The sequence below is a fragment of the Leucobacter exalbidus genome (assembly GCF_017834145.1).
Classification (GTDB): Bacteria; Actinomycetota; Actinomycetes; order Actinomycetales; family Microbacteriaceae; genus Leucobacter; species Leucobacter exalbidus.
This window is the reverse complement of record NZ_JAFIDA010000001.1, coordinates 1,656,861-1,682,415: the sequence shown is the minus strand read 5'-3', so window position 1 is coordinate 1,682,415 and position 25,555 is coordinate 1,656,861. Positions and strand designations below refer to the sequence as shown.

29 protein-coding genes are annotated in these 25,555 nt (G+C 65.3%); 19 read left to right on the top strand and 10 right to left on the bottom strand.

Going from position 1 to position 25,555, the window contains the following annotated elements; genetic code table 11:
- Positions 1-127: 127 nt before the first annotated feature.
- On the bottom strand, positions 128-1,084 hold the full coding sequence (locus JOF28_RS07610) for an aldose epimerase family protein (protein ID WP_209705221.1): 957 nt from the start codon (positions 1,082-1,084) through the stop codon (positions 128-130).
- A 198-nt stretch (positions 1,085-1,282) separates the two neighbouring features.
- Here JOF28_RS07610 and JOF28_RS07605 point away from each other — a divergent pair, with 198 nt between their 5' ends.
- From JOF28_RS07605 to JOF28_RS07555, 11 genes are all read left to right on the top strand, one after another.
- Entirely contained in the window at positions 1,283-2,299 is a 1,017-nt protein-coding gene (locus tag JOF28_RS07605) for a glycerophosphodiester phosphodiesterase (RefSeq protein ID WP_209705220.1), read from the top strand.
- Between the two features lie 99 nt (positions 2,300-2,398).
- Positions 2,399-3,430 carry a class I mannose-6-phosphate isomerase gene (locus tag JOF28_RS07600; protein WP_209705219.1) on the top strand — a complete coding sequence of 344 codons (1,032 nt, stop codon included), beginning with the start codon at positions 2,399-2,401 and terminating at the stop codon, positions 3,428-3,430.
- Positions 3,431-3,494: 64 nt separating this feature from the next.
- Positions 3,495-4,157 (top strand): TrmH family RNA methyltransferase, encoded by a 663-nt coding sequence (locus JOF28_RS07595; protein ID WP_209705218.1) that lies wholly within the window; start codon positions 3,495-3,497, stop codon positions 4,155-4,157.
- 272 nt (positions 4,158-4,429) lie between these two features.
- A complete protein-coding gene (locus tag JOF28_RS07590) occupies positions 4,430-5,401 on the top strand; it encodes a Bug family tripartite tricarboxylate transporter substrate binding protein (RefSeq protein ID WP_209705217.1) in 972 nt (323 codons plus the stop codon).
- Complete coding sequence (locus JOF28_RS07585; RefSeq protein ID WP_209705216.1) at positions 5,398-5,910, top strand: tripartite tricarboxylate transporter TctB family protein; 513 nt, start codon at positions 5,398-5,400, stop codon at positions 5,908-5,910. Before JOF28_RS07590 ends, JOF28_RS07585 begins: the two co-directional genes overlap by 4 nt.
- Entirely contained in the window at positions 5,907-7,412 is a 1,506-nt protein-coding gene (locus tag JOF28_RS07580) for a tripartite tricarboxylate transporter permease (protein WP_209705215.1), read from the top strand. Before JOF28_RS07585 ends, JOF28_RS07580 begins: the two co-directional genes overlap by 4 nt.
- Positions 7,387-8,352 carry a sugar kinase gene (locus tag JOF28_RS07575; protein ID WP_209705214.1) on the top strand — a complete coding sequence of 322 codons (966 nt, stop codon included), beginning with the start codon at positions 7,387-7,389 and terminating at the stop codon, positions 8,350-8,352. The genes JOF28_RS07580 and JOF28_RS07575 overlap by 26 nt, the downstream gene beginning before the upstream one ends.
- Positions 8,310-9,053, top strand: a complete 744-nt coding sequence (locus tag JOF28_RS07570) for an IclR family transcriptional regulator (RefSeq protein ID WP_209705213.1) — start codon at positions 8,310-8,312, stop codon at positions 9,051-9,053. The genes JOF28_RS07575 and JOF28_RS07570 overlap by 43 nt, the downstream gene beginning before the upstream one ends.
- On the top strand, positions 9,050-9,643 hold the full coding sequence (locus tag JOF28_RS07565; protein WP_245189903.1) for a bifunctional 4-hydroxy-2-oxoglutarate aldolase/2-dehydro-3-deoxy-phosphogluconate aldolase: 594 nt from the start codon (positions 9,050-9,052) through the stop codon (positions 9,641-9,643). Before JOF28_RS07570 ends, JOF28_RS07565 begins: the two co-directional genes overlap by 4 nt.
- Positions 9,644-9,672: 29 nt before the next feature.
- Positions 9,673-10,725: an L-glyceraldehyde 3-phosphate reductase gene (gene mgrA / locus JOF28_RS07560; protein WP_209705211.1), complete on the top strand. Its 1,053-nt coding sequence runs from the start codon at positions 9,673-9,675 to the stop codon at positions 10,723-10,725.
- Positions 10,718-11,197 (top strand): heme-degrading domain-containing protein, encoded by a 480-nt coding sequence (locus JOF28_RS07555; protein WP_209705210.1) that lies wholly within the window; start codon positions 10,718-10,720, stop codon positions 11,195-11,197. Before mgrA ends, JOF28_RS07555 begins: the two co-directional genes overlap by 8 nt.
- 67 nt (positions 11,198-11,264) lie before the next feature.
- Here JOF28_RS07555 and JOF28_RS07550 read toward each other — a convergent pair whose 3' ends face one another.
- The gene (locus tag JOF28_RS07550; RefSeq protein ID WP_209705209.1) at positions 11,265-12,107 is read right to left on the bottom strand and encodes an ABC transporter permease; all 843 of its coding nucleotides are present in this window, start codon (positions 12,105-12,107) and stop codon (positions 11,265-11,267) included.
- Complete coding sequence (locus JOF28_RS07545; RefSeq protein ID WP_342452118.1) at positions 12,104-13,060, bottom strand: ABC transporter ATP-binding protein; 957 nt, start codon at positions 13,058-13,060, stop codon at positions 12,104-12,106. The genes JOF28_RS07550 and JOF28_RS07545 overlap by 4 nt, the downstream gene beginning before the upstream one ends.
- A gap of 99 nt (positions 13,061-13,159) precedes the next feature.
- Here JOF28_RS07545 and JOF28_RS07540 point away from each other — a divergent pair, with 99 nt between their 5' ends.
- On the top strand, positions 13,160-13,660 hold the full coding sequence (locus JOF28_RS07540) for a hypothetical protein (protein ID WP_209705207.1): 501 nt from the start codon (positions 13,160-13,162) through the stop codon (positions 13,658-13,660).
- 14 nt (positions 13,661-13,674) lie between these two features.
- Here JOF28_RS07540 and solA read toward each other — a convergent pair whose 3' ends face one another.
- The 5 genes from solA to JOF28_RS07515 form a co-directional block, all read right to left on the bottom strand.
- Positions 13,675-14,847, bottom strand: coding sequence for an N-methyl-L-tryptophan oxidase (gene solA, locus JOF28_RS07535; RefSeq protein ID WP_209705206.1), 1,173 nt, complete (start codon positions 14,845-14,847; stop codon positions 13,675-13,677).
- 57 nt (positions 14,848-14,904) lie between these two features.
- Complete coding sequence (locus tag JOF28_RS07530; protein WP_342452117.1) at positions 14,905-16,035, bottom strand: tyramine oxidase subunit B; 1,131 nt, start codon at positions 16,033-16,035, stop codon at positions 14,905-14,907.
- A 179-nt stretch (positions 16,036-16,214) separates the two neighbouring features.
- Positions 16,215-16,760: a TetR/AcrR family transcriptional regulator gene (locus JOF28_RS07525; protein ID WP_209705204.1), complete on the bottom strand. Its 546-nt coding sequence runs from the start codon at positions 16,758-16,760 to the stop codon at positions 16,215-16,217.
- An 18-nt stretch (positions 16,761-16,778) separates the two neighbouring features.
- Positions 16,779-17,444 carry a potassium channel family protein gene (locus JOF28_RS07520; protein ID WP_209705203.1) on the bottom strand — a complete coding sequence of 222 codons (666 nt, stop codon included), beginning with the start codon at positions 17,442-17,444 and terminating at the stop codon, positions 16,779-16,781.
- Entirely contained in the window at positions 17,437-18,861 is a 1,425-nt protein-coding gene (locus JOF28_RS07515; RefSeq protein ID WP_425342477.1) for a TrkH family potassium uptake protein, read from the bottom strand. The genes JOF28_RS07520 and JOF28_RS07515 overlap by 8 nt, the downstream gene beginning before the upstream one ends.
- 140 nt (positions 18,862-19,001) lie before the next feature.
- Between JOF28_RS07515 and JOF28_RS07510 the strand changes: the two genes are divergently transcribed.
- From JOF28_RS07510 to JOF28_RS07495, 4 genes are all read left to right on the top strand, one after another.
- Positions 19,002-19,484, top strand: coding sequence for an ArsR/SmtB family transcription factor (locus JOF28_RS07510; RefSeq protein ID WP_209705202.1), 483 nt, complete (start codon positions 19,002-19,004; stop codon positions 19,482-19,484).
- A 143-nt stretch (positions 19,485-19,627) separates the two neighbouring features.
- On the top strand, positions 19,628-19,726 hold the full coding sequence (locus tag JOF28_RS07505) for a 30S ribosomal protein bS22 (RefSeq protein ID WP_005504750.1): 99 nt from the start codon (positions 19,628-19,630) through the stop codon (positions 19,724-19,726).
- 86 nt (positions 19,727-19,812) lie between these two features.
- A complete protein-coding gene (locus JOF28_RS07500) occupies positions 19,813-20,106 on the top strand; it encodes a glutaredoxin family protein (RefSeq protein ID WP_209705201.1) in 294 nt (97 codons plus the stop codon).
- 26 nt (positions 20,107-20,132) lie between these two features.
- Entirely contained in the window at positions 20,133-20,435 is a 303-nt protein-coding gene (locus JOF28_RS07495; RefSeq protein WP_209705200.1) for a Dabb family protein, read from the top strand.
- 78 nt (positions 20,436-20,513) lie between these two features.
- Here the strand turns inward: JOF28_RS07495 and JOF28_RS07490 are convergent, their stop codons facing one another.
- Positions 20,514-21,851 carry a flavin-containing monooxygenase gene (locus JOF28_RS07490; protein WP_209705199.1) on the bottom strand — a complete coding sequence of 446 codons (1,338 nt, stop codon included), beginning with the start codon at positions 21,849-21,851 and terminating at the stop codon, positions 20,514-20,516.
- A 214-nt stretch (positions 21,852-22,065) separates the two neighbouring features.
- Positions 22,066-23,001 (bottom strand): LysR family transcriptional regulator, encoded by a 936-nt coding sequence (locus tag JOF28_RS07485; protein WP_209705198.1) that lies wholly within the window; start codon positions 22,999-23,001, stop codon positions 22,066-22,068.
- Positions 23,002-23,199: 198 nt separating this feature from the next.
- Between JOF28_RS07485 and JOF28_RS07480 the strand changes: the two genes are divergently transcribed.
- The 3 genes from JOF28_RS07480 to JOF28_RS07470 are packed head-to-tail and all read left to right on the top strand — an operon-like array spanning position 23,200 to position 25,434.
- A complete protein-coding gene (locus JOF28_RS07480) occupies positions 23,200-23,631 on the top strand; it encodes a RidA family protein (RefSeq protein WP_342452116.1) in 432 nt (143 codons plus the stop codon).
- A complete protein-coding gene (locus JOF28_RS07475; RefSeq protein WP_209705197.1) occupies positions 23,628-24,305 on the top strand; it encodes a DUF1028 domain-containing protein in 678 nt (225 codons plus the stop codon). The genes JOF28_RS07480 and JOF28_RS07475 overlap by 4 nt, the downstream gene beginning before the upstream one ends.
- A complete protein-coding gene (locus JOF28_RS07470) occupies positions 24,298-25,434 on the top strand; it encodes a M20 family metallopeptidase (protein ID WP_209705196.1) in 1,137 nt (378 codons plus the stop codon). Before JOF28_RS07475 ends, JOF28_RS07470 begins: the two co-directional genes overlap by 8 nt.
- The last annotated feature ends 121 nt before the right edge of the window (positions 25,435-25,555 follow it).

Here is a 25,555-nt window from a genome sequence, read left to right as displayed (position 1 = left end):
TTTGGGGCTGAAATGCGCAGCTTCAAGTTGCGGTTGGGCTGCGGCCGAGTTGCGGCCGAGTTGCGGGGCGCGGTGGGTGGCCGCGGGGCTCGAGCGTGTGGCCCGGGCCCCGCGGTGGCGGCGTGGATTAGCGCGCCGTGCCTGCGCCCTCGAGGGCTGTGAGGCGCCAGAGCGTGGTGTGCGACTGGCCGGCATCGAGCGTCAGCAGCCCCGTATCGAAGGGGTACGCGCCATCGTTGAACGCATCGGGAGCGCAGGTCATCGGCTCGAGTGCCACCGCCGACCGGTGAGCGGGGTCGCTGGCACCCAGGTCGCACGTGAAGATCTGCACCCACGGGCACGAACGATCCCACTCCATCACCACGCCGGTGCCGCCCGGGGCCCGCAGGGTGGCGGTCGCGGCGGCAGCTTCTGAGGCAGTGTCGTCTGCGGTGCCTTCGTGCCACCCGATGCCGGTGAAGGCGTGGTCGAGGCTCGTACTGCCGAGCCGGCCCGTGAAACCAGCCGCGGGGGTGAGGTGCTGCGGGATCAGGCGATCCGGGGTCACTTCGAGCCGCTCGCTCACCGCGAGCTCAAGCTCCCAATCATCGATGGAGCCGGGGCCCGCGATGAGATAGGGGTGGGTCGAGGCGCCATAGGGCGCAGCATTCTGCGACAGGTTCTCGGCGGTGACGCCGTAGCGCAGGCCAGCCTCGTCGAGGGTGAAGTGCGCGGTGAAGCGCAACTGCCACGGGTACCCGGGGGTGGGATCGAGCATCGCGGTGAGCTCGAGCGTGGCCGCCTGGGGCGGGCCGGTCGGGGCGAACTCGAGGGCGTAGGCGAGCCCGTGGAGCGCGTGGTGGCGCTCGGCCTCGTTGATCGGCACCTCGAGCAGCTGCCCGTTGAAGGTGTAGCGGCCGTCGACGGTGCGGTTGGGCCAGGGGGCGAGCAGCGCGCCGGGAAACCCCGGGGCGTGCGGGGAGCCCGCGGGCAGAATCAGATCGCGGCCGGCGTAGGTGAGGCGTGAAAGCGTAGCGCCGGTGGCCAAGATCTCGGCGGCGTACGCCCCGAACGTGAGGCGAAAGCTGTGGGGCTGGTGAGTCACGAAGGTCTCCTCGAGGGGTCTGAGTGGGCGCGCAGGCTGCGTGCCACCGCGCTATTCACGGCCCGTACAGACCGCACAGTGTCGACTCTAGGGCCGCCCAGATGTCGAGCGCGAGGCCACGCAGTAAACATCACAAAATGGTAACGAATTGAGCTAGGCTGACTGGCATTGGGCGACGGAGCACGGTGCGGAGGGCAGATGCGTAGAGCTGATGTGCGGCAGGCAACGGGGCAGTTCGGGGTGCACTTAGGGGTGCGCTCGGGCGTCATTGCGGGGCTGATCGCGGCCGCGCTCGTCATCATGTTTGGCGCCAATCCTCACGCCGCAGCGGCGAGCACCATGCAGCAGCACGGGGCGCTGCTGCGTGAGGGCGCCGTGAGCATCGTCTCCCACCGCGGGGCCGCAGCGCTCGCCCCCGAGAACACGCTCGCGGCGGTGCGCATCGGCATCGCCCAGCAGGTCGATTTCGTCGAGGCCGACGTGCAGCTCACCCGCGATGGCGTGCCCGTGCTGATGCACGACCTCACCATCGACCGCACCACCAACGGCATTGGAGAGGTCGGCCGGTACACCCTCGCGCAGCTGCGCACCCTCGACGCCGGTAGCTGGTTCGACCCCGCCTATGCGGGCGAACAGATCCCCACGCTCGAAGAGTTTCTGAACGAGCTCGCGCCCGCCAACGTGCGCGCACTGGTCGAGCTGAAGGGGGAGTGGCTGCCCGAGCAGATCTCGGCCGTCACCGACCAGCTGCAGGCGCGGTATCTGGTGAACCGGGTCGCGCTACAGTCCTTCGAGGAGGACACCCTGCGGGGGCTGCAGCAAGTGGCCCCCACCTTTGCGCGGGTGATGCTGACCCGCGAGTGGGATGCGCGCATTGCCGCGATTGCCGTCGAGCTTGAAGTGTCGGCCGTGGGCGGGCGGCCCAAAGTGCTTGAGCAGCACCCCGACCTGCTCACCGAACTGCGGGCGGCAGGGATCGGCCTGCTCGTGTATACCCTCAACAAAGAGCCGCTGTGGGATCACGCGATGGAGCGCGGCATTGACCTCATCGTGACCGATGACCCCGTGCACCTCGAGGAGTGGCGGGGCGCCCGCGAAATCTCTCAGGCCGAGGCGGCGGCCGCGGGCGAGGGTGCGGGCGACGGCAGCGCCGGCGGCGAAGCGAAGCGGGCCGCGGCACGGCCGACGCTGGTGGCGCGCCCAGACGAGGTCTGAAGCGCGAGCACTCATCACCCGGCAGATTCACCCGCGCGCTGAGGCCCGCGTGGTCGTAGGGTGGAGACAACGGTCATCGACGCCCGTGAAAGGACCCCTGTGAAACCGCTTCTGTTGCCACCCAACCCGATCCAGCACTTCTACCGCGGAGGGGACCGCATCGCTGCGCTGCGTGGCATCAGCCAGCTCACCGAATTTCAGCCCGAAGAGTGGCTGGGCTCAACCGTGTCACGTTTCGGAGAACCCGAGGTAGGGCCCGCGATCACCGCGCACGGCCCGCTCGCCGACCTCGTCGCCGCCGACCCCGAATCCTGGGTGGGCGGCCGCGGCAGCGCCCCCGCCGACGTGGGCGTGCTCGTGAAACTGCTCGATGCCCGCCAACGCCTCCCCACCCACGTGCACCCGGGCCGGGCGTTCGCGGCGAGCCACCTCGACTGCCCCTACGGCAAAACCGAGGCATGGTTCGTGCTCGATGCCGAACCGGGCAGCGCGCTGTACGTGGGGTGGAAAGCTGATGTCGATCCGGATCAATTGGCCGCGCGCCGCGACGCCCAAGACAGCGATTGGTTGCTCTCCCAACTCAACGAAATTCCTGCGTATCCGGGGCTCAGCGTGCTCGTGCCCGCGGGCACCGCGCACGCGATTGGCACGGGCGTATTCGTGGCCGAGGTGCAAGAGCCCACTGACTTCTCGATTTTGCTGGAGTGGTCAGTGACGACCTCGACGCGCGAAGAATCGCACCTTGACCTGGGCTTTGACGCCGTGATGGGCGCGGTTTCGCACGCGGCGCTCGCGGGTGCCGAACTGGCTGCGCTGATTCACCACGCCGAGTCACAGCCGAGCCCGGGCCCAGAGACCATGCTGCCCGCGGCGGCCGACCCCTATTTCAGGGTGCTGCGCGGCCAGGGCCCCGGCGGCGCCTACCCGGCATCGTTCGCCGTCGTGATCGTCACCGCAGGGTCGGGCACGCTGCACTCGGTGGCCGGCGAGATCGCGGTGAAAAGCGGAGAGGCCTACGCCGTGCCCTACGCATTTGGTGCGTGGCGAGTGACGGGCGACGCGGCCGTGCTCGCCTGCCTGCCGGGAGCCGGATGGCCGGCCTCGCTCGGCAGCCCGGGGGAGCCTGAATAACCCCGCGCGTGCGGCGTGCAGCTCCCTGGGCGCCGCACGCCCGTGAGCCTGGGAGAATAGACGGGTGAACACCGTCGAACAGCCCGCAGATAATCCGCACCCCGAGCGCAGCACCTGGGGTGTGGGCCCCTGGCCGGGCGGCCCCGAAGCGTGGCCCACCGAGCCGCACTACGACCGCGAACTGCTCGAAACCGGTGACTCACGCAACGTCATTGACCGCTACCGGTACTGGACGATGGAGGCCATCGTGGCCGACCTCGACGAGCAGCGCCACGGCTTTCACGTGGCCATCGAAAACTGGCAGCACGACATGAACATCGGTTCGATCGTGCGCAGCGCGAACGCATTCGCCGCCGACACCGTGCACATCGTGGGCCGCCGCCGCTGGAACAAGCGCGGCGCCATGGTCACCGACCGCTACCAGCACGTCGAGCACCGCGAAGACATCGCCGCGCTCGTGGCGTGGGCTGCCACCGAGGGCATTCCGATCATCGCGATCGACAACGTGCCGGGCTGCGTACCCATGGAAACCTTCGACTGGCCTGAGCGCTGCGTCATGCTCTTCGGGCAAGAAGGCCCCGGCCTCACTGACGAAGCCGTGGCCGCCGCAGAAGCCGTGGTCGAGATCACCCAGTACGGCTCGACCCGCTCGCTCAACGCCTCGGCCGCAGCGGCCGTGTCGATGTTCAGCTGGGTACAGCAGCACTCCACCCTGCGCCCGCGCTAACTGCCGGCTGAAGGCCCGCACCCGCATCGGCGCTCGCCGCAGGAGCTGAACCCGCCCGGCCCGGGGCGGGTGAATTTGGCGCGCCCGAAAACAAATTGCCCGAAGGCGATGGCGCGAAAAATGGTGAAAAAATCCTCGCTGAAACGTGACAGATCACGTTGCACATTTCGACGCGCAACAGGTAAAGTGTGCAAGGTGCGCAATTGAGTTGCGCACCTTGCAACACGATGAAGTGATCTAAGACCTTGATTGGACACCTGACAATGAAGTCATTGAATACCCAGCTGCGCCGAGGCGTTGCCCTGATCGCGCTGACCGGTCTCGCCCTGGGCGCCACCGCGTGCGCCAACCGCGGCGGCGGGGAAAGCTCTGCTGCAGAGTTTCCGAGTAAAACCATCACGCTGTACACCCCCACCACCGCTGGCGGCGCAACCGACCTGGCTGCGCGCACCATTGGTGCCGAGATGGAGACCGAACTCGGTGTCTCGGTAGTGGTTGATAACCGCCCAGGTGGCGCAGGTTCGGTGGGCATGGAGCACGTCGCTGGCACGAAGGCCGACGGCTACTCCATCGCGGTGCTTCCCGTTGAGGTCAGCATGCTCGGCGAGCAGGGTTACAACATCGACCACGAGAACTACGACTTCTTGGGCCGCTTGAACTCACAGCCGGGCACCCTCGCGGTGCCGGCAGACAGTAAATTCAAGACCCTCGACGACCTCGTCGCGGCGGCCAAGGAGGCCCCCGGATCGGTCACAATCTCGAACGCTGGCGCCGGCTCCATCTGGGAGATCGGTGCGACCGCAGTGGGCGATGCCGCGGGCGTCAAGTTTCAGAGTGTCCCCTTTGACGGCGGTGCTCCCGCGGTAACGGCGGCCATGGGCGGCCAGGTTGACGCAGTCTTCGCGGGCATCGGTGAGACGGCGCCCGCTCACGACCAGGGCCAGCTGCGCGTGCTCGCGGTATTTACCGAAGAAGAAGCCCCCGCGCTCGAGGGCGTACCCACCGCGATCTCGCAGGGCTACGACGTGGTGATTGGCAGCTGGGCTACGGTGGCTGCGCCGGCAGGCCTCGACGACGCCGTGCGCGACACCCTTGAAGCCGCTGTGGCGACCGCCGCCGAGAGCGATAAGTTCGTGACCTTCACGACCGACAGCGGCAACATCCCGTTGTATCAGGACGCCGAGTCGACGACGGCATTCGCGGCATCTGAGAACAAGCGATTCGCTGAGATCCTCGCGAAATGACCGCACCCTCTGTCACTGTGACGGAGGCTGAAACGGCGGTGCACCCGGGTGAAGACTCGGGTGCATGCCCCAGCTCCGTCGCGCGCGAAGTCTGGACCGGATCGGTCACCGCTGCGCTCGGCCTCGCGATCGTGGGAGCGGCGCTGCTGCTTCCCAATAGCGCCCCGAACTTCATTAACAGCCCCGTATTCTGGCCCCTCACTCTGGGCGTGCTCACCACAGTGGGTGGCATCGCCATCGCAATCACCGGCGCACGCAAACCGGGCGTCATCGAAGAAGACCAGGTGTCACGCCACGGACTCGTGCAGCTGGCAATCTTCATCCCCGCCATCGTGCTCTACGGGCTGCTGTGGCAGGTGCTGCACTTTGTACCCATCACCCTCGTGCTGGTTGCCGGGCTGAGCCTGCTCATGGGCGGCCGCGGCTGGCGCGCCCTCATCCTTTTCCCCGTCGTAGTCACCGCTATCTTGTTCGGTGTCTTCGGCCTGCTCCTCAGGGTTCCACTATGAATGCTGTACTTGACGGGGTCACCGCCCTCCTCGACCCCACCATCGGTATTTGCCTCGTTATCGGCATCTTGGTGGGCACGCTGGTCGGTGCCGTACCCGGTATCACCGCGACCATGGCGGTCGCACTGGCGGCCGGCTTCACACTGACACTCGAACCGCTGCAGGGCCTCGCCGTGCTGCTCTCGATCTACATCGCCGCACAGTTTGGCGATCGCGTTCCAGCAATCCTGATTAATACACCTGGCACCCCGGCCTCGATCGCGACGACCTTTGATGGTTACCCCCTCGCCAAGCAGGGTCGCGCCGGCATCGCACTGACGAGTTCTGCGCTGGTCAGCGCCGTCGGTGCACTGTGCGGCATCGCGATCCTGCTATTTTTCGCGCAACCGCTCGCATCGTTCGCGCTGAAGTTTGGCCCGATCGAGATGTTTGCGCTCGTGGTCTTCGGTCTCACCATGATGATTGGTGTGTCTGGGGGCAAGGTACTGAAAGGTCTGACCGCCGGCGCCCTCGGCCTGCTTTTGGGCACGGTCGGGCGCGACCCGATCACCGGCGACCCGCGGTTCACCCTGGGGATCACCGAGTTGAACTCCGGCCTCCCCTTCATCGCGGTCATTATCGGCCTGTTCGGCATTGCAGACGTCTTCAACCAGATGATCACGGCGCGACGGGGCAAAGCCCCGCAGCCCATCACCCAGCTGGGTGAGTGGTGGCCGAATAAGTCAGAACGAAAGCTGCTGCGTAAACCCACGATCATCGGCACGATCGTTGGCGCCATCGTGGGCGTTGTTCCTGCGGCCGGCGGCGATATCGCTGGCGTGGTGGGCTGGGATCAGGCGCGTCGGGCGTCTAAGCAGTCCGACACCTTTGGCAAGGGTAACCTCGAAGGCGTCGCCGCTGCCGACAGCGCGAGCGCCGCCACGATGGGCGGTTCGGTCACCACCACACTGGCATTGGGCGTGCCCGGTGACTCGGTGATGGCCGTGATGCTCGGCTCCATGGTGATCTGGGGATTGCAGCCCGGGCCGGCACTGTTTGTCACCCAGCCCGATCTGGTCTTCAGCCTCGGCACGATCATGGTGATCGCGACCCTGGGCGCGCTCGCCCTGGCGCTCGTACGTATGAAGGGTGTCGTCAATCTGCTCGCGCTCCCGCCCAGGTACCTGGCGATCATCATCGTCACGTTCTGCATGGTGGGCACGTATGCCGTACAGAACAGCATCTTTGACGTCGTCTTGATGTTTGCTTTCGGGTTCATCGGGCTGCTCATGCGCCGCTTCGGGTTCCCACCCGGGCCCATGGTGCTCGGGTTGATTCTGGGCCCGCTCGCCGAGAGCAATCTGCGCCGCGCGCTGCTCATCGACGGCCCCGCCGCAGTCATTCACTCACCGATCGCATCCATCCTCATCGTGCTCAGCATTGTGGCTGTGTTCGCGCCCCGCATCGTGGCGCTCATCAAGAAAGGACGCTCACGTGATGTCGCAGAATCAGTCACGCAGTAACGCCCCCGAAGTGGTGTGCATCGGCGAGAGTATGGCGCTGGTCACCCCGTCGACACCGGCCCGGTTGCGGGTCGCCCCCAGCTTCGATATTCAGATTGGTGGCGCCGAATCTACTGTCGCGCTGTATTTGGCCGACTACGGTCATCACTCATCGTGGATCAGTCAGGTGGGCAACGATCCCCTGGGGGAACGGATGCTCGACGAGCTGCGCGGTCACGGCGTTGACGTAGCCGGGGTACGCGTCGTTGATGACGCACCCACGGGTGTCTATTTCAAAGACCCCGACGACGAGTCCACGTCGGTGTACTACTACCGTGCGGGGTCAGCCGCCTCGCAGATGACCCCTGGCATTGTCGACAGCATTGATTGGGCCGCCACCCGTGTGGTGCACATTAGCGGGATTACGGCGGGGCTCTCAGCAAGCTGCCGATCACTGCTCGATGCGGTGATCGAGCGGGCACACGCCACCGCCACGATGGTGTCATTCGACGTGAACTATCGCCCGAAGGTGTGGGACATTGCCACCGCAGCGCCGGTGCTCGCCGGCCTCGCGGCCCGTTCAGACATTGTGTTTGTGGGCCGAGACGAGGCCGAACTCTTGTGGGGAGCATCGTCTGCCGCCGAGCTGTTTCAGCGACTCGAAATGACGGGCACCCTGATCGTGAAAGACGGTGACATCGGGGCCACCGCGGTGTCTGTCGACGACGAAGTATTTGTGCCCGCCCTCACGGTTGACGTCGTTGAAACGGTGGGTGCCGGTGATGCATTCACCGCGGGCTACCTTTCGGCGCTGATTCGCGATATGAATACACGAGACCGACTCAGCAAGGGGCACGCAACCGCGGCCAGGGCGCTGAGCAGTACACGTGACTTCGTGTCGCAGCGAGAGGGGGATGCATGTCCCAGAGCATTCAACGAGCCGCAGAAATCCTTGAACTGATTGCGGTGCGCCCGCGCACCCAGTCAGAGATTGCGATCGCGCTGGGGGTGCACCGATCAACCGCGCTACGCACCATGCAGACGCTGACCGATTCGGGGCTCTCGCGGCGTCGCGCCGATGGCAGCTACGGGCTGGGATACCGGCTCGCCGGGCTCGCCACGGTCGCCGCTGAACAGTTCGATATGCGTAACGTCGCGCACCACTCACTCGACGAACTGGGGCGTGAATGCACCTTCACGATCCACCTCGCCGCGCTCGAAGGCGACACCATTGTGTACGCCGACAAGATTGAACAGCCCGGCATGATCAAGCTGTACTCACAGGTGGGTCAGCCGGTGCTGCTGCACACCGCAGGGGTGAGCAAAGCAATTCTGGCGTTCCAAGATGAGGCCACGATCGACCGCGTGCTGCGCGGCCACCAGTTCACGAAGTTCACCGAGAACACCATTACCTCAGAGGCAGAGTTTCACGCCGCGTTGGTCACCACGAGGGCAAGCGGGTGGGCTGCCGATGATGCCGAGTACGAAGACTATGTGAACTGCGTCGCGATGCCGATTCGTGACGCCTCTGGCCGGGTGATCGCTGCCGTGTCGATCACGGCGTTGAAGGCGAAAGCCGACCTCGAAACACTGACCGGGTGGCTGCCACGGCTGACAGAGACCACCGAAGCAATTTCGCGAGACCTTGGATGGAGACCATGAACGACTTCTTTACCGACATTTTCCGCGGTGCCCCCTTCCTCGCGATCCTGCGCGGATTCAGCGTGGAGCGCACACTCGAACTTGCGACGGCGGCGTGGGACGCGGGCATCTCGGCCGTCGAGATCCCCGCCCAGTCCCCAGAAGCCATCGAGACGCTGCGCATCGTTGCGGCAGCGGGCCAAGCCCGCGGCGCAATTGTCGGCGCAGGCACGATTATCAGTGTGGACCAAGTGGAGGCCGTTCGCGCGGCGGGCGCTCGTTTCACCGTCGCGCCCGGCTTTGACAGCGTCGTTGCTCAGGCGAGCGAGGACGCCGGTCTCGCGCACCTGCCGGGAGTCGGCACCGCCTCAGAAATTCAGGCCGTACTCACGACCGGGCGCACCTGGGTGAAGGCCTTCCCCGCCGACGCACTGGGTGAGCGCTGGTTCGCTGGCATGCGCGGCCCCTTCCCCCACCTCAACATCGTGGCAACGGGTGGCATGTCAGCCGATAATGCTGAGCAGTTTCTCGCGGCGGGCGCCAACGTGATTAGCCTGGGCAGCGCACTCGCTGATCCGGCACAGATTGCCAAGATTTCTCACCTCATTTAATTTTCTCTACCCACCGAAATAAGGAAGTTATGTCGATTCAACTCACCCCCGCATACGCCCCCGCCGCAGACCGCTACGAGCGCATGAAGTACCGCGCCGTGGGCCGTCACGGGTTGAAGCTCCCCGAAATTTCGCTGGGCACCTGGCACAACTTCGGTGACGACACCCCGATCGCACGCCAGCGCGAGCTGCTGCGTCACGCCTTCGACCTGGGCATCATCCACTTCGACCTCGCCAACGGGTACGGCCCGCCCGCAGGCTCAACCGAGAAGAACGTCGGCCGCATTCTGGAAGAGGACTTCGCGTCACTGCGCGAAGAGCTGATCATCTCGACCAAGGCGGGCTACCCCTTCGGCCCCGGCATCAACAGCACCGGCGGCAATAAGAAGTACCTGCAGTCGAGCCTCGACCACTCACTGACGAGCCTGCGCCTTGACTACGTCGACGTCTTCTACAGCCACCGCTTCGACCCAGAAACCCCGCTGGAAGAAACGGCTGACGCCCTCGCCGAGATCGTGAAGAGCGGCAAGGCTCGCTACATCGGTATCTCGTCATACTCGGCCGAACGCACCACCGAAATGACTGCACAGCTCGAACGCGCAGGCGTTCCCCTGTTCATTCACCAGCCCTCGTACTCGATGCTCAACCGCTGGGTAGAAGAGGGCGAGCCCAGCCTGCTCGACGTCACCGCCCAGGTGGGCTCGGGCGTTATCGCGTTCTCGCCGCTGGCACAGGGTCTGCTCACCAACAAGTACCTCAACGGGGTGCCCGAGGGCTCACGCGCGACGCAGGGCAAGACACTGCGCGACGGCATGCTGAGCGATGCGAACATCGAGCGCATTCGTTCACTGAACGCCATTGCCGAGCGCCGCAACCAGACGCTCGCGCAGATGGCGCTGGCATGGGTGCTGCGCGATGAGCGCATCACCTCAGTGCTCGTGGGCGCGAGCAAGACCTCGCAGCTGGATGACTCGGTACAGGCGCTCGCCGCAGAGCCGTTCACCGCCGCTGAGCTCGCCGAGATCGAAGAGTTCGCACAGGACGGCAACATCAACATCTGGACCGCTTCGTCCAATGGCTAAGCAGACGACTGAGTCGCGGCTTGCTGCCATCGAAGCCGAAGAGCGCGAACTCTGGTTCGCCTCGTTTACACGCGACGACGCCTGGCGGCTTGGCGTGCAGATGCGTGAAGCTGCCGTAGCGCAGCAGCTACCGCTCGTGATTGGCATCGCGATTGGCGCGCAGCGGGTATTCCACGCTGCGCTGCCGGGAGCCAGCCCCGATAACGATGCATGGCTTGAACGCAAGGCACGCTCGGTGGTGCACTTTGAGCGGTCGTCGCTGGGGGTGGGTGAGCTGTTTCGTTCACAGGGGCGGCTCTACGAGGCAGATGCTCGCCTTGATCCGACAGTGATCGCCGCCAACGGCGGGGTATTTCCCATTCAAATCGATGGGGTGGGCGTCGTCGGCACCGTCGGCGTCTCGGGGCTGCCGCAGGTTGATGATCACAACTTTGTGGTCGATCAGCTGCGCAAGTTTCGCGCCGCGAGTTAAGCCGTAACGAACTCGTCGCGCCCACCCCTGAGGGGGTGGGCGCGACGAGCTTTTGGGGTGTCGCGGGCTATTCGACATCGCCGCGCCAGCGCAGCGCCCAACCGGCCAGCGTAGCCACGGCGGCGTAGGCCGCGAGCACGGCGAAGCCAGCCCAGATGCCCAGGGAAGCCGAGCTAGCCCCAGCCGCCGATGGGTCAAGCGCCGACAGATTATTCATCAGGCTCGCGCCCACAAACGCATCGCTTGCGGCTCCGGGCAAGAACTTCGCGACCTGCGCGCTCCACTCCCAAAACTGGGCGCCCATGCGCGCGACCGGTTCAACGAACTGGGTGAACACGAGTGTGATGACGATCGCGAAGGCTTGGTTCTTGACCAGCACTCCGACGCCCATGCCCAGGATCGCCCAGAGCCCCATCGCCACGATGGTGCGGGCAAAGATCGCCCAGGTGTCGCCGGTGCCCAGCATCGGATCGCCGTCAGTGGTGACAAACACGGGCAGTGAAGCCGCGATTGCGCCGAGCAAACCGGCGATACCGAGCGCAAGCCCCACCACAAACACGGTGATGGTTTTGCTGGCGAGCACGATGCCGCGGCGGGGCTCATGGAGAAATGCGAGCGCGAGCGTGCGATGCCGCAGCTCGCCGGTCGCGACGAGCGCGCCAAAGAGTAATGGCACCACATAGCCAAATGACGCCACTGCCGAGTAGACGAGGTTGGCGATGATCTGGGACGAGAACGCAGGGGACTGGCCGCCCAGGTCGGCCATGTCGCCCATCTCACCAAAAATGAACACGAACACGGCCGCCATCATCGCTGAGTAGACGGCGATCACGAGCGCGAGGATCCACCACAGCTTGGTAGCCCGCACCTTGCGGGCCTCGGCTGACAGACTGCGGGTCAGACGGCTCATGAGCGGGCTCCTTCAGCGACCGTATCGGCCGCGTCGCCGGTGAGTTCGAGGAAGCTGAGCTCGAGCTCGGCTTCGGGGGCGCTGAGGTGTGACAACGCGACCCCCGCTGCGAACGCGATCAGCCCCACCTGGTCGGCGTCGAGGCCGGTGACCCCGATCGGGGCCGTCGAAATGACGGGCTCCGCTGCGTGACGGCGTTTGCCCCACTCGGTGCCGACGGTGCCGCCGGCTGCGGTGAGCGCGGCCACCAGCGCCGCGCGATGCTCGGCTGCGGTGTTCACAAACACCGTGCGGGCGCCGCTCTGCAGGTCATTTAAGGGCCCTGCGAACATCAGTTCGCCGCGGCGAATCACGACGAGGTCGTCGACGGTGTGCTGAGCCTCGCTGAGTAGATGCGATGACAACAACACAGTTTTGCCCTCGCTGGCGAGGTGGCGCAGAAACAGTCGAATCCAACGGATGCCCTCGGGGTCGAGCCCGTTGACCGGTTCATCGAGCACGAGCACATCGGGGTCGCCGAGCAGGGCCGTAGCGAGGGCGAGGCGCTGGCGCATGCCGAGCGAGTAGCCGCCCGCCTTGCGATTTGCCGAATCGCTGAGACCGACGAGCCCGAGTACCTCGGCGACGCGGGTCTCGGGGGCGCCGATGGCCCGGCGCGCAATGTCGAGGTGCGCACGGCCGGTGTGCGCGGCGTGAAAGTTGGCCGAGAGCGCGGCGCCCACGGTGAGGGCCGGGCGGTCGAGCTGTGCATACGGCATGCCGCCGATGGTGGCGGTGCCCGCATCGGGGTGGGCGAGGCCGAGCAGCATACTCAGCGTGGTGGTTTTACCCGAGCCGTTGGGGCCGAGAAACCCGGTGACCCTCCCTGGCTGCGCGGTGAAGTTGAGGTCGCGTACGGCGTGCACCTCCCCAAACGATTTGCTGAGGTGTGAGACCTCGATAGCGTGTGACACGGTGCCTCCCTCTCTGATAACTATTGGGCTGTAGTTAGGACCATAACAAACCGGCGGTCGCGCCCTGCGAGCCACGCACGCCATCGTTAGACTGCAGCTATGTTTGCGACCGCGCGCTCCTTAATTCCCGCTGCACTGATCGCGGCGACCGCGGGGCTCGTTGCCCTGACCGGATGCGCCGCAGCCGAACCCGCCCCCGTCGAGGTGATGGATCAAGCGACGGCTGCCGAGCGAGAGGAAGCGCTCACGGCCGTCGTCGACGCCGAGCTCGCCGCAAGCCAGACTGAGCCGCAGGGCAGCTTTTCGGGTGGCCCCGACGAAGACGCCGGAGGTGCTCCCGCTCGTAGTGAGTTTGGGCTGACGTCGCGCGATAGACCGCTGACGATCGTGGGGGCGTGCTCTGGCGCCGACGGGTTTGCGATCGTGCGGGTAATCGGGGGCGCGAAAGCGGCGCTCGAGTGCGCAGCCGAGGGCGAAGACTTCGTCGCGCAGCAGCTGTTTGAGCGCCAGATTCCGGTCGGCCCGGTGATCACCATCGAAGTGGTGGATGCGCCGCGCGGTGCCGTGTGGCACATCGGCCTCGGCGGCGTCACGAAGTAGCCGCCCCCAGATAGCTAGTGCCCGCCTCCGGTGTAGGGGCCGGTGACGGCCAGGCGCTCCATGTGCGCCGCCAGCGCGAAGCGCGGGTCAATGGTGGTGTCTTCGCCTGCGACGAGCTGCGCGGCCCACTCGCCCAGCTGCGGCACGAACTTGAAGCCGTGGCCAGACAACCCGGCGATGGTGATGACGCGGCCAGAATCGTTGCGATCCACGACCGGCAGGCGGTCGGGGGTGTACGCACAGTGGTGCACGCTCTCGCGCACCGGCTCGGGATTGATGCCGTCGAAGAGCTCAGCGGCGCGCTGCCCGATCTTGATGAGCTCCTCACGCGTGTGATGCTTGGGCACATCGGCGACGTCACGATAGACGGGCCACTCGGGGTTCGTGCACGCCTTGAACGCGTACCCATCGAAGCTGGGGGCGCCGAAGAAGTGCACCGATCCCACATCGCGCAAGAACGCGGGGAAACGCTCGGGCACGAAGAGTTCGGGGCGTTCGGGCATGAACCAGGTCAGCCCGAGCACTTGCAGCCGCAGCAGGTCGTCGAGCTCGGGTGACAGCCTCGAAGACCATGATCCCGATGCGACGACGACGCGCTGCGCGAGCCACGCACCCTGGGTGGTGCGCACCATGACGCCGTTGGGGCGTTCTTCGACATCGATCACCGAGGTATTGAAGAACAGCCGGGCGCCGTTCGCCTCGGCGATCTTCAGCGCGCTCATCACGGCGACCTCGGGGCGCAGCCCACCGCCGTGCGCATCGAGCAGGCCCACGTCACCGTCTTGGATGCGGTGCTGGGGGTATTCGCGGCGCAGCTCTTCGGTGTCGAGCGTGCGGTGCTTGAGATCGAAGTCGCGCACGGTGCCGAGCGCGGTCGTGAAATCAGCGAACCCCTCTGGGGCGATCGACAGGCAGCCCACCTCGGCGTAGATATTGCGGCCCGACTCGGCTTCGAGCTCACGCCAGAGCGTGCGGGCGCGCTGAATCATGGGCACATAGGTGCCGCCCTCGTGCACGGCGGTGCGAAACACGCGTGACTCACCCACGTACGAGCCGTGCGTGTGCACGCGGCCGTACTGCTCAATACCGACAACGTCGAGGCCCTCGCGCTTGCTCAGCTGCCACAGGGCCATCGAGCCGACGCTGCCGGCGCCGATAACGAGCACATCAGTGTTCTGAATATTCATGGGGTTCTCTCTGGCTGGGTGGTGCGGTGGTCAAAAATGGGGGATCAGGCGCGCACGCTAGGCGAGCGCTGGCGTCTCCCATAGGTTGAGCGAGGTGCCGATGCCGCGTTCGACCGCGTTGCGGTAGACGTGGGTGGCCCAGGCAACGTCTTCGACGGGCATGCCGCCCACCGAGTAGATGAACACCTCGTCGTCGTGGGTGCGCCCCGGGGCTTTCCCGCCGATGATCTCACCGAGGTCTTCAAGCTGCTCGGGGGCCATGCGGCCGTCAGCGATGCGGTCGACGATGGCCATGCCCCACAGACCCACGAGCTCGTGCACGGGCGACGGGAGCTCTTCGGCCCAGGCCTGGTAGATCTTGCGGGCGTCGGCGACGTGGCGTGCGCGCTGCACGAGTGATTCGCCGATCGAGAGGTGCGCAGAGCAGCAGATGAACGCGCCCGGTTTCACCCACTCGTTTTCGACGTGAGGGTAGTTCTGCGAGCCAACATCGCTCGGCACCGCGATGCTCACGATGTCTGAATCGCGCACCGCGGCCTCCATATCGGCGACCTGCTCGATGGTAACGATCTGGGGAAAGGCGTCACGTGCCCACGTGATGAAGGTGTCGATGCCGGTCTGGCTGCGCCCCGCCACCTTGACGTGGGTGATGCCGGGCCGCACAGCCATGAATGCCTCGAGCGAGGTGCGGTTCATGGGCCCGGGGCCCACGATGCCCACGACCTGCGCGTCTTCGCGCGCCAAGAACCGTGCGCCCACCCCGGGGATCGCGCCCGTGCGGTACGCGCTGAGCAGGTTCGCTGACATCAGGGCGAGCGGCGCCCCGGTGTCGGTGTCGTTGAGCGTGAACATCAGAATCGAGCGGGGCAGGCCGCGCTGTTTGTTGGCCGCGTTTGAGCCGTACCATTTGCAGCCGGTCATTTGGTAGTCACCGCCGAGGTAGGCGGGCATTGCCATGAAGCGGCGATCCGGGCCCGCGATGGGCATGCCGGGGAACGTCGCGGTATCGGGGAATGAGAGCTGGGCGCCGTGGGAGTTGTTGTCGGCGCCAGCCATGCGGTAGTCGCCGCGCGCGAAGAGCTCGAGCATGCTGGTCATCTCGTCGACGCAGGCGGGCATATCGGTGACCCCGGCCCGAATCATGTCGGGTTCGCTGAGGTAGAGAAAATCGATCTGGGTGTTTGGCACGGCTGCGTGTCCCTTCGGCAGGTCACCCGGCGACGCCGCTGGGTGTCGGGGCATCAGTGCCTCGAAGTAGCGCCAGCCTAAAACTATCCAAATGGATAGTCAAGCTGGATCGCGAAACTTATTTCGGCGACCGGGGCTCCGATTGCGGCGCAGGCGGGGTGGGGTGCCGCAGCTCCGGATCAGTCGCGAGCGCCCGCAGCCCGCTCGATGAGCGAGCGCACGAGGCGCAGGGCCGGGGCAGCTTCGCCCGGGGAGACGAGCTGCTTGAACACAATGCCGTCGAGGGTAAACCACACCAGATCAACGAGTTCTTCGTCGACGACGCCGAGGTTGCCCAGCTGAGAGATGATCGCGGCGCGGTAAGCACGGTAGTGCTGATCGGCGAGATGGTGCAGCTCGGGGCGGCGACGTGACTCGAGCAGCAGCTCGTACTGAAACGACTGGATCTCGCTTTCGCGCGCCGCAAGCGACTCGATGCCGGCGGCAAAATCGGCGACGCTGTCGATCGCGAGCACCATGTTCGAGCCCGCCAGGCTCTCGCCGATCGCAAACTCCATCGCGTCGGCGATCAGCTGATCGCGCGACCCGAAGTGGTGCCGCACGAGACCGTGCGACACCCCAGCCTCAGCGGCGACGGCCCGGTACGTGAGGGCCCGCAGGCCGCCCGCGGCCACCACCACGATGGTGGCGCGAAGAAGGGCGGTGCGGCCCGCTGCATCGTTCATGCCTCGAGCGTAGCGCCGCTAGCCAATTGCCGCGAAACGCTCCACATCTGAGGCTGTGCCGCTCACAATAATCAGGTCGTGCCGCGACACCACGGTGTCTTGGGTGGCGTGCGTGAAGGGCTCGCCGGGCGTCTTCACCCCCACCACGGTGACGCGGTACCGGGTGCGCACCCCGCTGTCAGCGAGCGAGCGGCCGCGAATGGAGCGCGGCGGGTACATCTTCGCGATGACGTAGTTATCGTCGAACTGAATGAAGTCGAGCATGCTGCCGCTGAGCAGGTGGGCGACGCGCTCGCCGGCCTCGCGCTCGGGGTAGATGACGTGGTTCACGCCGATGCGCTCGAGAATCTTGCCGTGCGACATTGAGATCGCCTTCGCCCAGATCTGGGGCACGCCCAGGTCAACGAGGTTGGCGGCGATCAGCACGCTGGCCTCAATCGAGGCGCCGGTGGCGACGACGGCGATCTGAAAATTATCGGCGCCGATCTGCTTTAGCGCCTCCATCGAGCGGGCGTCGGCCTGCACCGCGTGGGTCACGCGGTCGGCCCACTTCTGCACGAGGGCGGGGTCGGTGTCGACCACGAGTACCTCGCGGTCTTGGCGGTCGAGCTGGCCAGCCGTTGCGGCGCCAAAGCGCCCCAGGCCGATCACAATTACCGGTGCATCACTGCGAATATCAACCAACGATCGGCCTTTCCTCGGGGAGTCTGAAGAGTCGCGAGCGACTCGAAGCGGCTACGGCAGAAGCCAGGGTGACGGTGCCGACACGGCCAGCCCACATCGTGGCGGCGAGCACATACTTACCGGCGTCGGGCAGCTCGGCGGGCAATCCGGTCGACAACCCACAGGTGCCAAACGCCGAGATCACCTCAAAGAGCACAATGTCTAGGGGCTTGCCGGTCATGTGCAGCAGCACCACCGTCGACAGCAACACGATGGTGGCGCCCCAAATCAAAATGGAGACTGAGACGCGCAGCACTTCGTTAGGAATGCGGCGATCAAACGCCTGCATGTCGGTGTAGCCGCGCGCCTCGGCATAGGCCGCGAGAAACAGCACCGCGATGGTGGTGACCTTGATGCCGCCAGCCGTCGATGCCGAGCCGCCGCCCACGAACATCAGCATGTCCATGACGAGCATCGTCGAGCCGTTCATCTCGAGCGGATCAATGATGCCGAGCCCGCCCGACCTGGTCATCACCGACATGTACAGCGAACTAAACGCGGTTTGGCCGGCGCTCTCGCTGCCAAAGGTGGCGGGGTTATTCCATTCGAGGCCGGCGATCAGCAGCCAGCCGAAGATTACAAAGATGAGGGTGGTGGTGAGGGTGAGCTTGGCGTGCAGGCCGAGGCGCTTGTGCGCGCGCCAGCCGCCACCCGTGACGTAACGGTAGAGGGCGAAGATGACGGGAAACCCGATCGCCCCCAAAAACACGCCAATGCCCAACACTGAGAGCAGGTAGATGTCGGTCGCGAAGGGATCAAGCCCGCCCTGCAGCGGCACAAAACCGGTGTTCGTGAAGGCCGAGGCTGCGAGGTAGAACCCGTTCCACAGCGCACTCCAGAAGTCATACCCGGCAGCCATCAGCCGGGGGGTGATGAGCAGCGTGAGCGCCGCCTCAATCACTATGAGGCTCGTCGCGACGGCGGCGAGCAGCCCGCCGATCTCGCCCAGGCCCACGGCCTGGCTTTCAGAAACGCCGCGCCCCATGCGCATCGGGTTTGAGTCCCCCGCGGCAAGCAGTCGCTGCCTGAGCCCGAGCCGGTGGGTGACTGTGAGACCCAAAATGCTGGCGAGCGTGAGCACACCAATGCCGCCGATCTGCAGGCCAGCCAGAATCACCAGTTCGCCAAAGAGCGACCAGTGCGTGGCCATGTCGATCGTCGACAACCCGGTGACACAAATCGCCGACACCGCGGTGAACAGGGCATCGGCCAGCGGCGTGATCTCACCAGTACTAGACGCAAACGGCAGCGACAAGAGCGCCGTCCACACCAGAATCAGCGCGGTGAACACCGTCAGTGCGAAGCGCGCGGGTGACGATTCGATCATCACATTGATCCACGATTTGGGCGTGAGTGAGGCAGTACCGCGACGGCTCATTCTGAGTGCCCTCACTACGACTACTTTCTGTGATTTCTTGCGTGGTATTGGTGGGGTGAAGGCCTGCTTCAGCCCGATGTTTCATGCTACACATGGCGCGGTCAGCTGGGAAGCCAGGGTGGTTCGACTACGCTAAGGGTATGCCAGACATTTTCGGAGTCATCGCCGATCAAACGCGGCGCGACATCCTGCAGGCGCTGCTTGAGCGTCACCGCACGGACGCCGAGATGAGCGTGTCCGAAATCGTTGCGCAACTTGAGATCAGCCAACCTACTGTATCGAAGCACCTGAAGGTGCTGCGTGAGGCAGAGCTGGTCACTGTGCGCGAAGACGGGCAACATCGTCTCTACACGCTGAACGCCGAGCCACTCGAGATGATCGAGGACTTTGTGATCCCCTTTTTAACGGCCGGCTTCGATACCGAAGTCACCGTCGAGTACCTCTCTGAGTCGGGCGAACGCATGGACGGCCCAGAGACCAGCGACTCATTCGGTGAGCTCGGTGAAGACGGCGAGGTGCTGCCCGAAGAGGCGGCGGCCGCAGCCGAGCGCATTGGCCGGGCCGCCGCACGCGCCGAAAGTCGTGTGAAAGAGCTCGTCGCGCGCTTCAAGCTGCGCGGGTAGCGCCAAAAGCCGCGTTTTCGCTCAATTTTTGAAGTAATTTGCGGCGTGTTGGCCCCTCGATTCGCGTTGGGGCTACGCAACTAGTACGATAAGTGTTTTGTGGGCCCCGAATCCGACGGCCCGAGAGACGTTGTGAGGTGACCGTGGGTTCAGTAATTAAGAAGCGCCGTAAGCGCATGTCCAAGAAGAAGCACCGCAAACTGCTTCGTAAGACGCGTCACCAGCGTCGCAATAAGAAGTAGTCGAGGCGCCTAGGCGCGATCGATGTGTAGGCGTCGGGTCTTCGGATCCGGCGCCTTTTGCTTTCCCAGGGGCCTAGAATTGGGGCGTGAACGTCGTACCCATTACCCTCATCGGCAAGCCCGGTTGCCACCTCTGCGACGATGCTCGCGCCGTGATTGAACAGGTGCGCGAGGAGCTCGCGGCTGGCGGGCAAGAAACCACGCTCGTCGAGCGCAACATTCTCGAGGACGAGGCGCTCGCGCGCAAGCACTCCGAAGAGATCCCGGTGGTGCTGGTGGGCACGAAACGTCACGCTATGTGGCGGGTGGACGCTGCGAAGCTCTCCCGCGCGATCGAGCGGCAGGCGCTTGGCCCCCTGGCCAGGCTGCGCCGCGGCTAACCTGCACCACCCTTGAGAGGAACACTATGACCCTGCGCCATGTTGTGAGCTGGAAGCTGAGCGGCGAAACCCGCGAGGAGCGCGACGCCCAGGCGGCCGAGGCGATTGCGGCGCTGTCGCCGCTCGCTGCGACCGTTCCCACGCTGAATGCGATCTCTGTGCACCGCAATGAACTGTTTGACGGCGACAACTGGGATGTCACGCTCATCGCTGACTTCGATGACGAAGCGGGCCTCGCAGCCTACGTGGTGCACCCCGATCACGTCGCCGCTGGCAGCGTCATCAAGGGCTACGCGGTGGGTCGCGTCGCCACTGACTTCACGCTCTGAGAACGAGCAAGCTCCGGATCACAAACGCCGGCCTCCATGCGGAGGCCGGCGTTTGTGGTTGGAGCGTGAAGGGCAGAATCAGGCCTGTGCGAGAACCTTTGCGCGGTCTACCGAGCTGGGAAGCGGGGCTCCTTGCGGGCCCTCGCCCGCGGGGAAACCATCGCCCTCGTAGGCGAGATAACCGAGCTGAATGTCGATCTGGTCGGCCAGGTATTTTGCGTCGTGCCAGACACCCCAGATGAAGCTGGAGCCGCGGCGAGACTGCCACGGCAGCCCGAGGAAGTAGATGCCGGGCTCGGTGGAGACGCCGCGCTGCTGACGCGGCCGGCCGCGCTCATCGAATGCGTCGACCTGCAGCCAGCTGTAATCAACGTGGAAGCCGGTCGCCCACACGATCGAGGTCACCCCGGCCTCTGCCAGGTCGAGGCTCAGCACCGGGTTGGTGACGCAATCGGGGTCGGGGCCGAGCAGATACGCCTCGGGCTCTTCGGGGAGGTCGAGGCCGTTGCAGGCCACGAACTCGTCGGCCTCGCGCAAGATCGAGAGGTAATTCTCGTCGCCGCGATGAATGTTGGCGGCGAGGTCGGTGCCAAACTGCATCGTGCCGTTCGCATACGCGTTGGCGCGACCCACCAGGGTGATGCCGTTGGCGGCGAGGTTGCGAAAGTCGATGGTGCGGCCGCCATCAGCGCCGCTCACGGCAATCGTGACGTGCTCGGCGCCCTGCGGGGGAGCGCTGGCCTCCCACTTGCCGAGCACCCCGAGCCACCAAACGAACCCGCGGCCGCGGTACCGCTGCGGCGGGCGGTCGTGCGGGCCCACCGCAAGATAGACCTGCCGGCCCGCAGCGCGCAGCTCGTTGGCAATCTGTACCCCAGAGGATCCGGCGCCCACCACCAGCACGCCGCCCGCAGGCAGCTGGGCCGGATTGCGGTAGGCGCTCGAGTGAATCTGATGCAGCTTCTCGTCTGCGGGCACAATCGGCGGGATCGCCGGGTGCTGGAAGGCGCCGGTGGCGGCGACGACGTAGCGGGCCTGGATGGTGCCGGTCGAGGTGTGGGCGATGAAACCAGATCCGCCCTCGTTTTTACGCACCTCGGTGACCTCGACCCCGCAGCGAATGGGGGCGTTGAATTTGGTCGCGTACTCCTCAAAATAGGCCGCGACCTGCTCTTTGGTGGCAAACGCGTCGGGGTCGACGTCGGCGAATTCCATCCCAGGGAATCGGTCGTGCCAGGCTGGCCCGTTGGCCACGAGCGAATCCCAGCGCTCAGAGCGCCAGCGCTCGGCGATGCGGTCGCGCTCGATCACAATGTGTGAAACTCCGCGAGCAGTTAAGTGCTCGCTCATGGCGACTCCGGCTTGGCCAGCGCCGACGACGAGGACCTCGGTGACCTCAACTTCTTGGCTCGACATACTGCTTACTCCGCTCGACATAGCTCGTTCAGCCCGATGTGTGGGGCGGCGAGAACATCGCTGTTCGAACAGTGCCGACCCCGTGGCGGGTGAGCCTCGTGCGGTCACCCCGGGTGTTCACTAGCAAACAGGAGGGAATGCCGGGTTGGCCAATACATGTTCGCGGTGCACTGCATCGGATTACATGATGATTGATGTGAAGCGAATCGTAAAATCACATGACGGGTGGCTCGGCGAGCTCCTGAGGGGCAATGATCTCGCGCACCGCCTCGGCCACCGCGTGGGTGCGTGCCGAACGGTCGACCTGGGTGAGTGTTGACGCGGTGACGCCCAAGCTCGGCACGGGGTCGCTGATCTCGACGATCACGGTGCGATTGCCTGAGTAGGTCTCGGCGATCTGGGGCCGCTGATTCAGAATGGAGAACCCCAGCCCGGTTGCCACGAGTGAGCGCACGGTTTCGTAGCTGGAGGTGCGGTACTTGATGTTGGGGGTGAGACCCTGCTGGCGCAGCATGCCCAGAAAGTAGTCGTTGCTGTCGGGCAGATCGAGCAACACGAAGGGGTCATCGGCCAACTCGGTGAGCGAGATCTCGGTGCGCTGCGCGAGCGGGTGCTCGGCGTGAAGAATCACGTGGGGGCGCACCTTGCCGAGCACCTGGTGAGAGATGCCCTCGGCGCTGGTGAGGTTGTACATCACGGCCACTTCGGCGCGGCCCCCGCGCAGCGCCGCGAGGCACTCCTCGTAATCGCCCTCGATGATGTTGACCGTGAGCTCGGGGTGACGCTGCTGCATCAGCGCAAGTAGCTGCGGCTGCATAAACGGCGCCAGTGTGTTGAAGCACGCGATCGTGATCACGCCGCGCACCTGGTCGTGGTCGGCGCGAATGTCTTCGATCGCATCGGTGAGCATGCCAAAGATGCGCCCGGTATCGCGCAGCAGGCTCTCGCCGGCCTGCGTCAGAATGAGCCCCTTGGAGTGCTGGCGAATAAACAGGGCGGTGCCCAGCGCCCGCTCGAGGTGGGAGATCGCGGTCGATACGGCTGACTGGGCGACGCGCAGCTCGGCGCTGGCCGCGGTCATATTGAGTGTCTTCGCGCACTCAGTGAAATAGCTGAGTTGTGTGAGCGTGATGGAGAAGCGTTGCGCCATTGCGTGCATCCTTGCGGGGTTGAAGAGAGCGAGCGGCGGGGCCGCGGGCTGAGGCGGGCACCGTGTGGTCGACGGCAATCGGTCGATCTAATAAAGCGATGGCCTGTTTATGTTTTGACTATTTTACAGATATATCGATACCCCGAACAATAGTGCTGAAGCGTAATTTTTGCATCCACCACTCAATGAGGAGCCCCAGTGACCGAGCCCACGCACCAGCGGTTGAGGATGTTCAACACCAAAGAGACCTACCCCGAGCAGAACCTCGACAACGACCTGTGCCAGGCCGTTGTCGCCAACGGGGTGGTGTACCTGCGCGGCCAGATCGGGCAAGATCTCGAAACCCGCGAATCCGTCGGCATCGGTGACGTGGCCGCGCAGACCGAACAGGCCATGAGCAACATCAAGATGCTGCTCGACGAGGCCGGCAGTCAGCTCGCCGACATCGTCAAGGTCACCATCTACATCATCGATCCGCGCTACCGCGAAGACGTCTACCGCGTCGTCGGCAAATGGCTTAAGGGCGTCTACCCCGTCTCAACGGGCATTGTGGTGCAGGCGCTCGCCCGCCCCGAATGGCTCGTCGAGATCGACGCCACCGCCGTGATCAGCGATCAGGCCGCAGCATGACGTTCTCACTGATCCTGCGCGATCCGGTCACCGGCGAATTCGGCTCGGCCATCTCATCCTCCTCGCCCGCGGTGGCGGCCCGCTGCCTCAACCTCGCAGACGGCATCGGGGGAGCGAACTCACAAAACGTGACTGACCCCAGGCTGGGTCCGGCGCTCATCGAGCAGCTTCGATCCGGATCAAATTCCGCAGACGCGCTCGCCGCCGTGGTTAGTGCCGCTGACCCCGAGACCATCGATTATCGCCAGCTGTTGGTGCTCGACAACGAGGGGCGAGCCGCCGTGCACTCGGGTGGGAAGGCGCTGGGGATCTTTGGGTCTGCGGTGCGCGAGAACGCCGTGGCCGCGGGCAACATGCTCGCGAGTCTCGACGTGCTCGACGCGCTCGTCGACACCGCGCTGTCTGCGCCCGGGCGCATCGAAGAGCGACTGTACGCCGCTTTGCAGGCCGCTATTGCGGCCGGCGGCGAAGAGGGCCCCGTGCACTCGGCCGGTATTTCGGTCGTGAGCAATGCGGGCTGGCGCGTCACCGATCTGCGCGTGGATTGGGCCGAACAGCCCATCGACGAGCTGGGCCGGGTGCTTGCAGAGTGGCTGCCGCAGCGCGATGACTACACCAACCGCGGCATCAACCCGGTGGCCGCCCCCTCATATGGGGTGCCCGGCGATGAGTAGCGAGCTGAAGGAGCGCGTGCAGGCACGACGTGCCGCGATCGACACAGAGCTGATTGCGCTCTCGAACCAGCTGCACGCAGACCCCGAGGTGGGGTGGCAAGAACACCGGTCATCTGCGGCCGTGGCCGAGGTGCTCGCCGCACACGGGTTCGCGGTGGAGCAGCCCTACCTGGGGCTCGACACCGCGTTTCGTGCCAGCTACGGATCGGGCGCCTTCACCGTGGGGTTTCTCGCCGAGTACGATGCCCTGCCTGGGCTCGGGCACGCGTGCGGGCACAACCTGATTTCGGCAATGGCCGTGGGCGGTGCGATTGCGCTGTCTGAAGTGGCCGATGCCGCGGGGCTCACTGTCGAGGTCATCGGCACCCCCGCAGAGGAGGGCGGCGGCGGCAAGATCGAACTGCTCGAGCGCGGTGCATTTCGCGAGCTCGACTTCGCACTCATGGCGCACCCCGCCCCCGTCGACGTGGCAGAGGCCAGGCCATTCGCCGTCACCCACTGGCACGTGCAGTACGACGGCAAAGCGGCGCACGCGGCGGCCTACCCCGAGCGCGGGGTGAACGCGAACGATGCGTTCTTGATCGCGCAGCTGGGCATCTCGCTGCTGCGGCAGCAGCTGCCTGGCAGTGTGCGGGTGCACGGGGTGCAAACGCGTGGCGGGGAGGCTCCCAACGCGATCCCCGAGCGCACCGAGGGGCGCTGGTATGTGCGCGCAGAAACCATGGAGCAGCTGCTCGATCTTGAAACGCGCGTGCTCAACTGCTTCGAAGCGGGGGCACTCGCGACCGGCGCGAAGCTCACGGTCACCCCCGAAAGCGCGCGCTACGCCGAGATGCGCACCGACGAGGCCGCGCTCGACCACTACCGCGCGAACGCGATGGCGCTGGGCCGCAACTTCGACGTCGACCCGGTGGCCGCCACGATGAACCGCGCCTCGACCGACATGGGCAACGTCTCGCAGCTCATCAACGCGATCCACCCCTACATCGGTGTCGGCGGTGACGCGAGCAACCATCAACTGGAGTTCGCGGCCGCGTGTGTGGGGCCCGCGGCCGAACAAACACTGCGCGACGGAGCCACCGCTCTCGCGTGGACCGCGCTCGATGTCGCGCTTGAACGAGCCGTTTAAATAGTGCTCCGCGGGTCGAAACTGACTCGCAACGCTTTGGAAATACAACGTCAGTACCTTCGTAGTAGACACAACGTTTCGGTGCGGTGATGCACAGAAATCGAGTTTCGTGAAAGAGGAA

Bases quoted from the DNA above. Each gene is read 5' to 3' on its own strand.
- JOF28_RS07605 (WP_209705220.1), top strand. From the start codon at position 1,283: ATGCGTAGAGCTGATGTGCGGCAGGCAACGGGGCAGTTCGGGGTGCAC.
- JOF28_RS07585 (WP_209705216.1), top strand. From the start codon at position 5,398: ATGACCGCACCCTCTGTCACTGTGACGGAGGCTGAAACGGCGGTGCAC.
- JOF28_RS07580 (WP_209705215.1), top strand. From the start codon at position 5,907: ATGAATGCTGTACTTGACGGGGTCACCGCCCTCCTCGACCCCACCATC.
- JOF28_RS07575 (WP_209705214.1), top strand. From the start codon at position 7,387: ATGTCGCAGAATCAGTCACGCAGTAACGCCCCCGAAGTGGTGTGCATC.
- JOF28_RS07570 (WP_209705213.1), top strand. From the start codon at position 8,310: ATGTCCCAGAGCATTCAACGAGCCGCAGAAATCCTTGAACTGATTGCG.
- JOF28_RS07565 (WP_245189903.1), top strand. From the start codon at position 9,050: ATGAACGACTTCTTTACCGACATTTTCCGCGGTGCCCCCTTCCTCGCG.
- mgrA (WP_209705211.1), top strand. From the start codon at position 9,673: ATGTCGATTCAACTCACCCCCGCATACGCCCCCGCCGCAGACCGCTAC.
- JOF28_RS07555 (WP_209705210.1), top strand. From the start codon at position 10,718: ATGGCTAAGCAGACGACTGAGTCGCGGCTTGCTGCCATCGAAGCCGAA.
- JOF28_RS07550 (WP_209705209.1), bottom strand. From the start codon at position 12,107: ATGAGCCGTCTGACCCGCAGTCTGTCAGCCGAGGCCCGCAAGGTGCGG.
- JOF28_RS07540 (WP_209705207.1), top strand. From the start codon at position 13,160: ATGTTTGCGACCGCGCGCTCCTTAATTCCCGCTGCACTGATCGCGGCG.
- solA (WP_209705206.1), bottom strand. From the start codon at position 14,847: ATGAATATTCAGAACACTGATGTGCTCGTTATCGGCGCCGGCAGCGTC.
- JOF28_RS07525 (WP_209705204.1), bottom strand. From the start codon at position 16,760: ATGAACGATGCAGCGGGCCGCACCGCCCTTCTTCGCGCCACCATCGTG.
- JOF28_RS07515 (WP_425342477.1), bottom strand. From the start codon at position 18,861: ATGAGCCGTCGCGGTACTGCCTCACTCACGCCCAAATCGTGGATCAAT.
- JOF28_RS07510 (WP_209705202.1), top strand. From the start codon at position 19,002: ATGCCAGACATTTTCGGAGTCATCGCCGATCAAACGCGGCGCGACATC.
- JOF28_RS07495 (WP_209705200.1), top strand. From the start codon at position 20,133: ATGACCCTGCGCCATGTTGTGAGCTGGAAGCTGAGCGGCGAAACCCGC.
- JOF28_RS07490 (WP_209705199.1), bottom strand. From the start codon at position 21,851: ATGTCGAGCCAAGAAGTTGAGGTCACCGAGGTCCTCGTCGTCGGCGCT.
- JOF28_RS07485 (WP_209705198.1), bottom strand. From the start codon at position 23,001: ATGGCGCAACGCTTCTCCATCACGCTCACACAACTCAGCTATTTCACT.
- JOF28_RS07475 (WP_209705197.1), top strand. From the start codon at position 23,628: ATGACGTTCTCACTGATCCTGCGCGATCCGGTCACCGGCGAATTCGGC.
- JOF28_RS07470 (WP_209705196.1), top strand. From the start codon at position 24,298: ATGAGTAGCGAGCTGAAGGAGCGCGTGCAGGCACGACGTGCCGCGATC.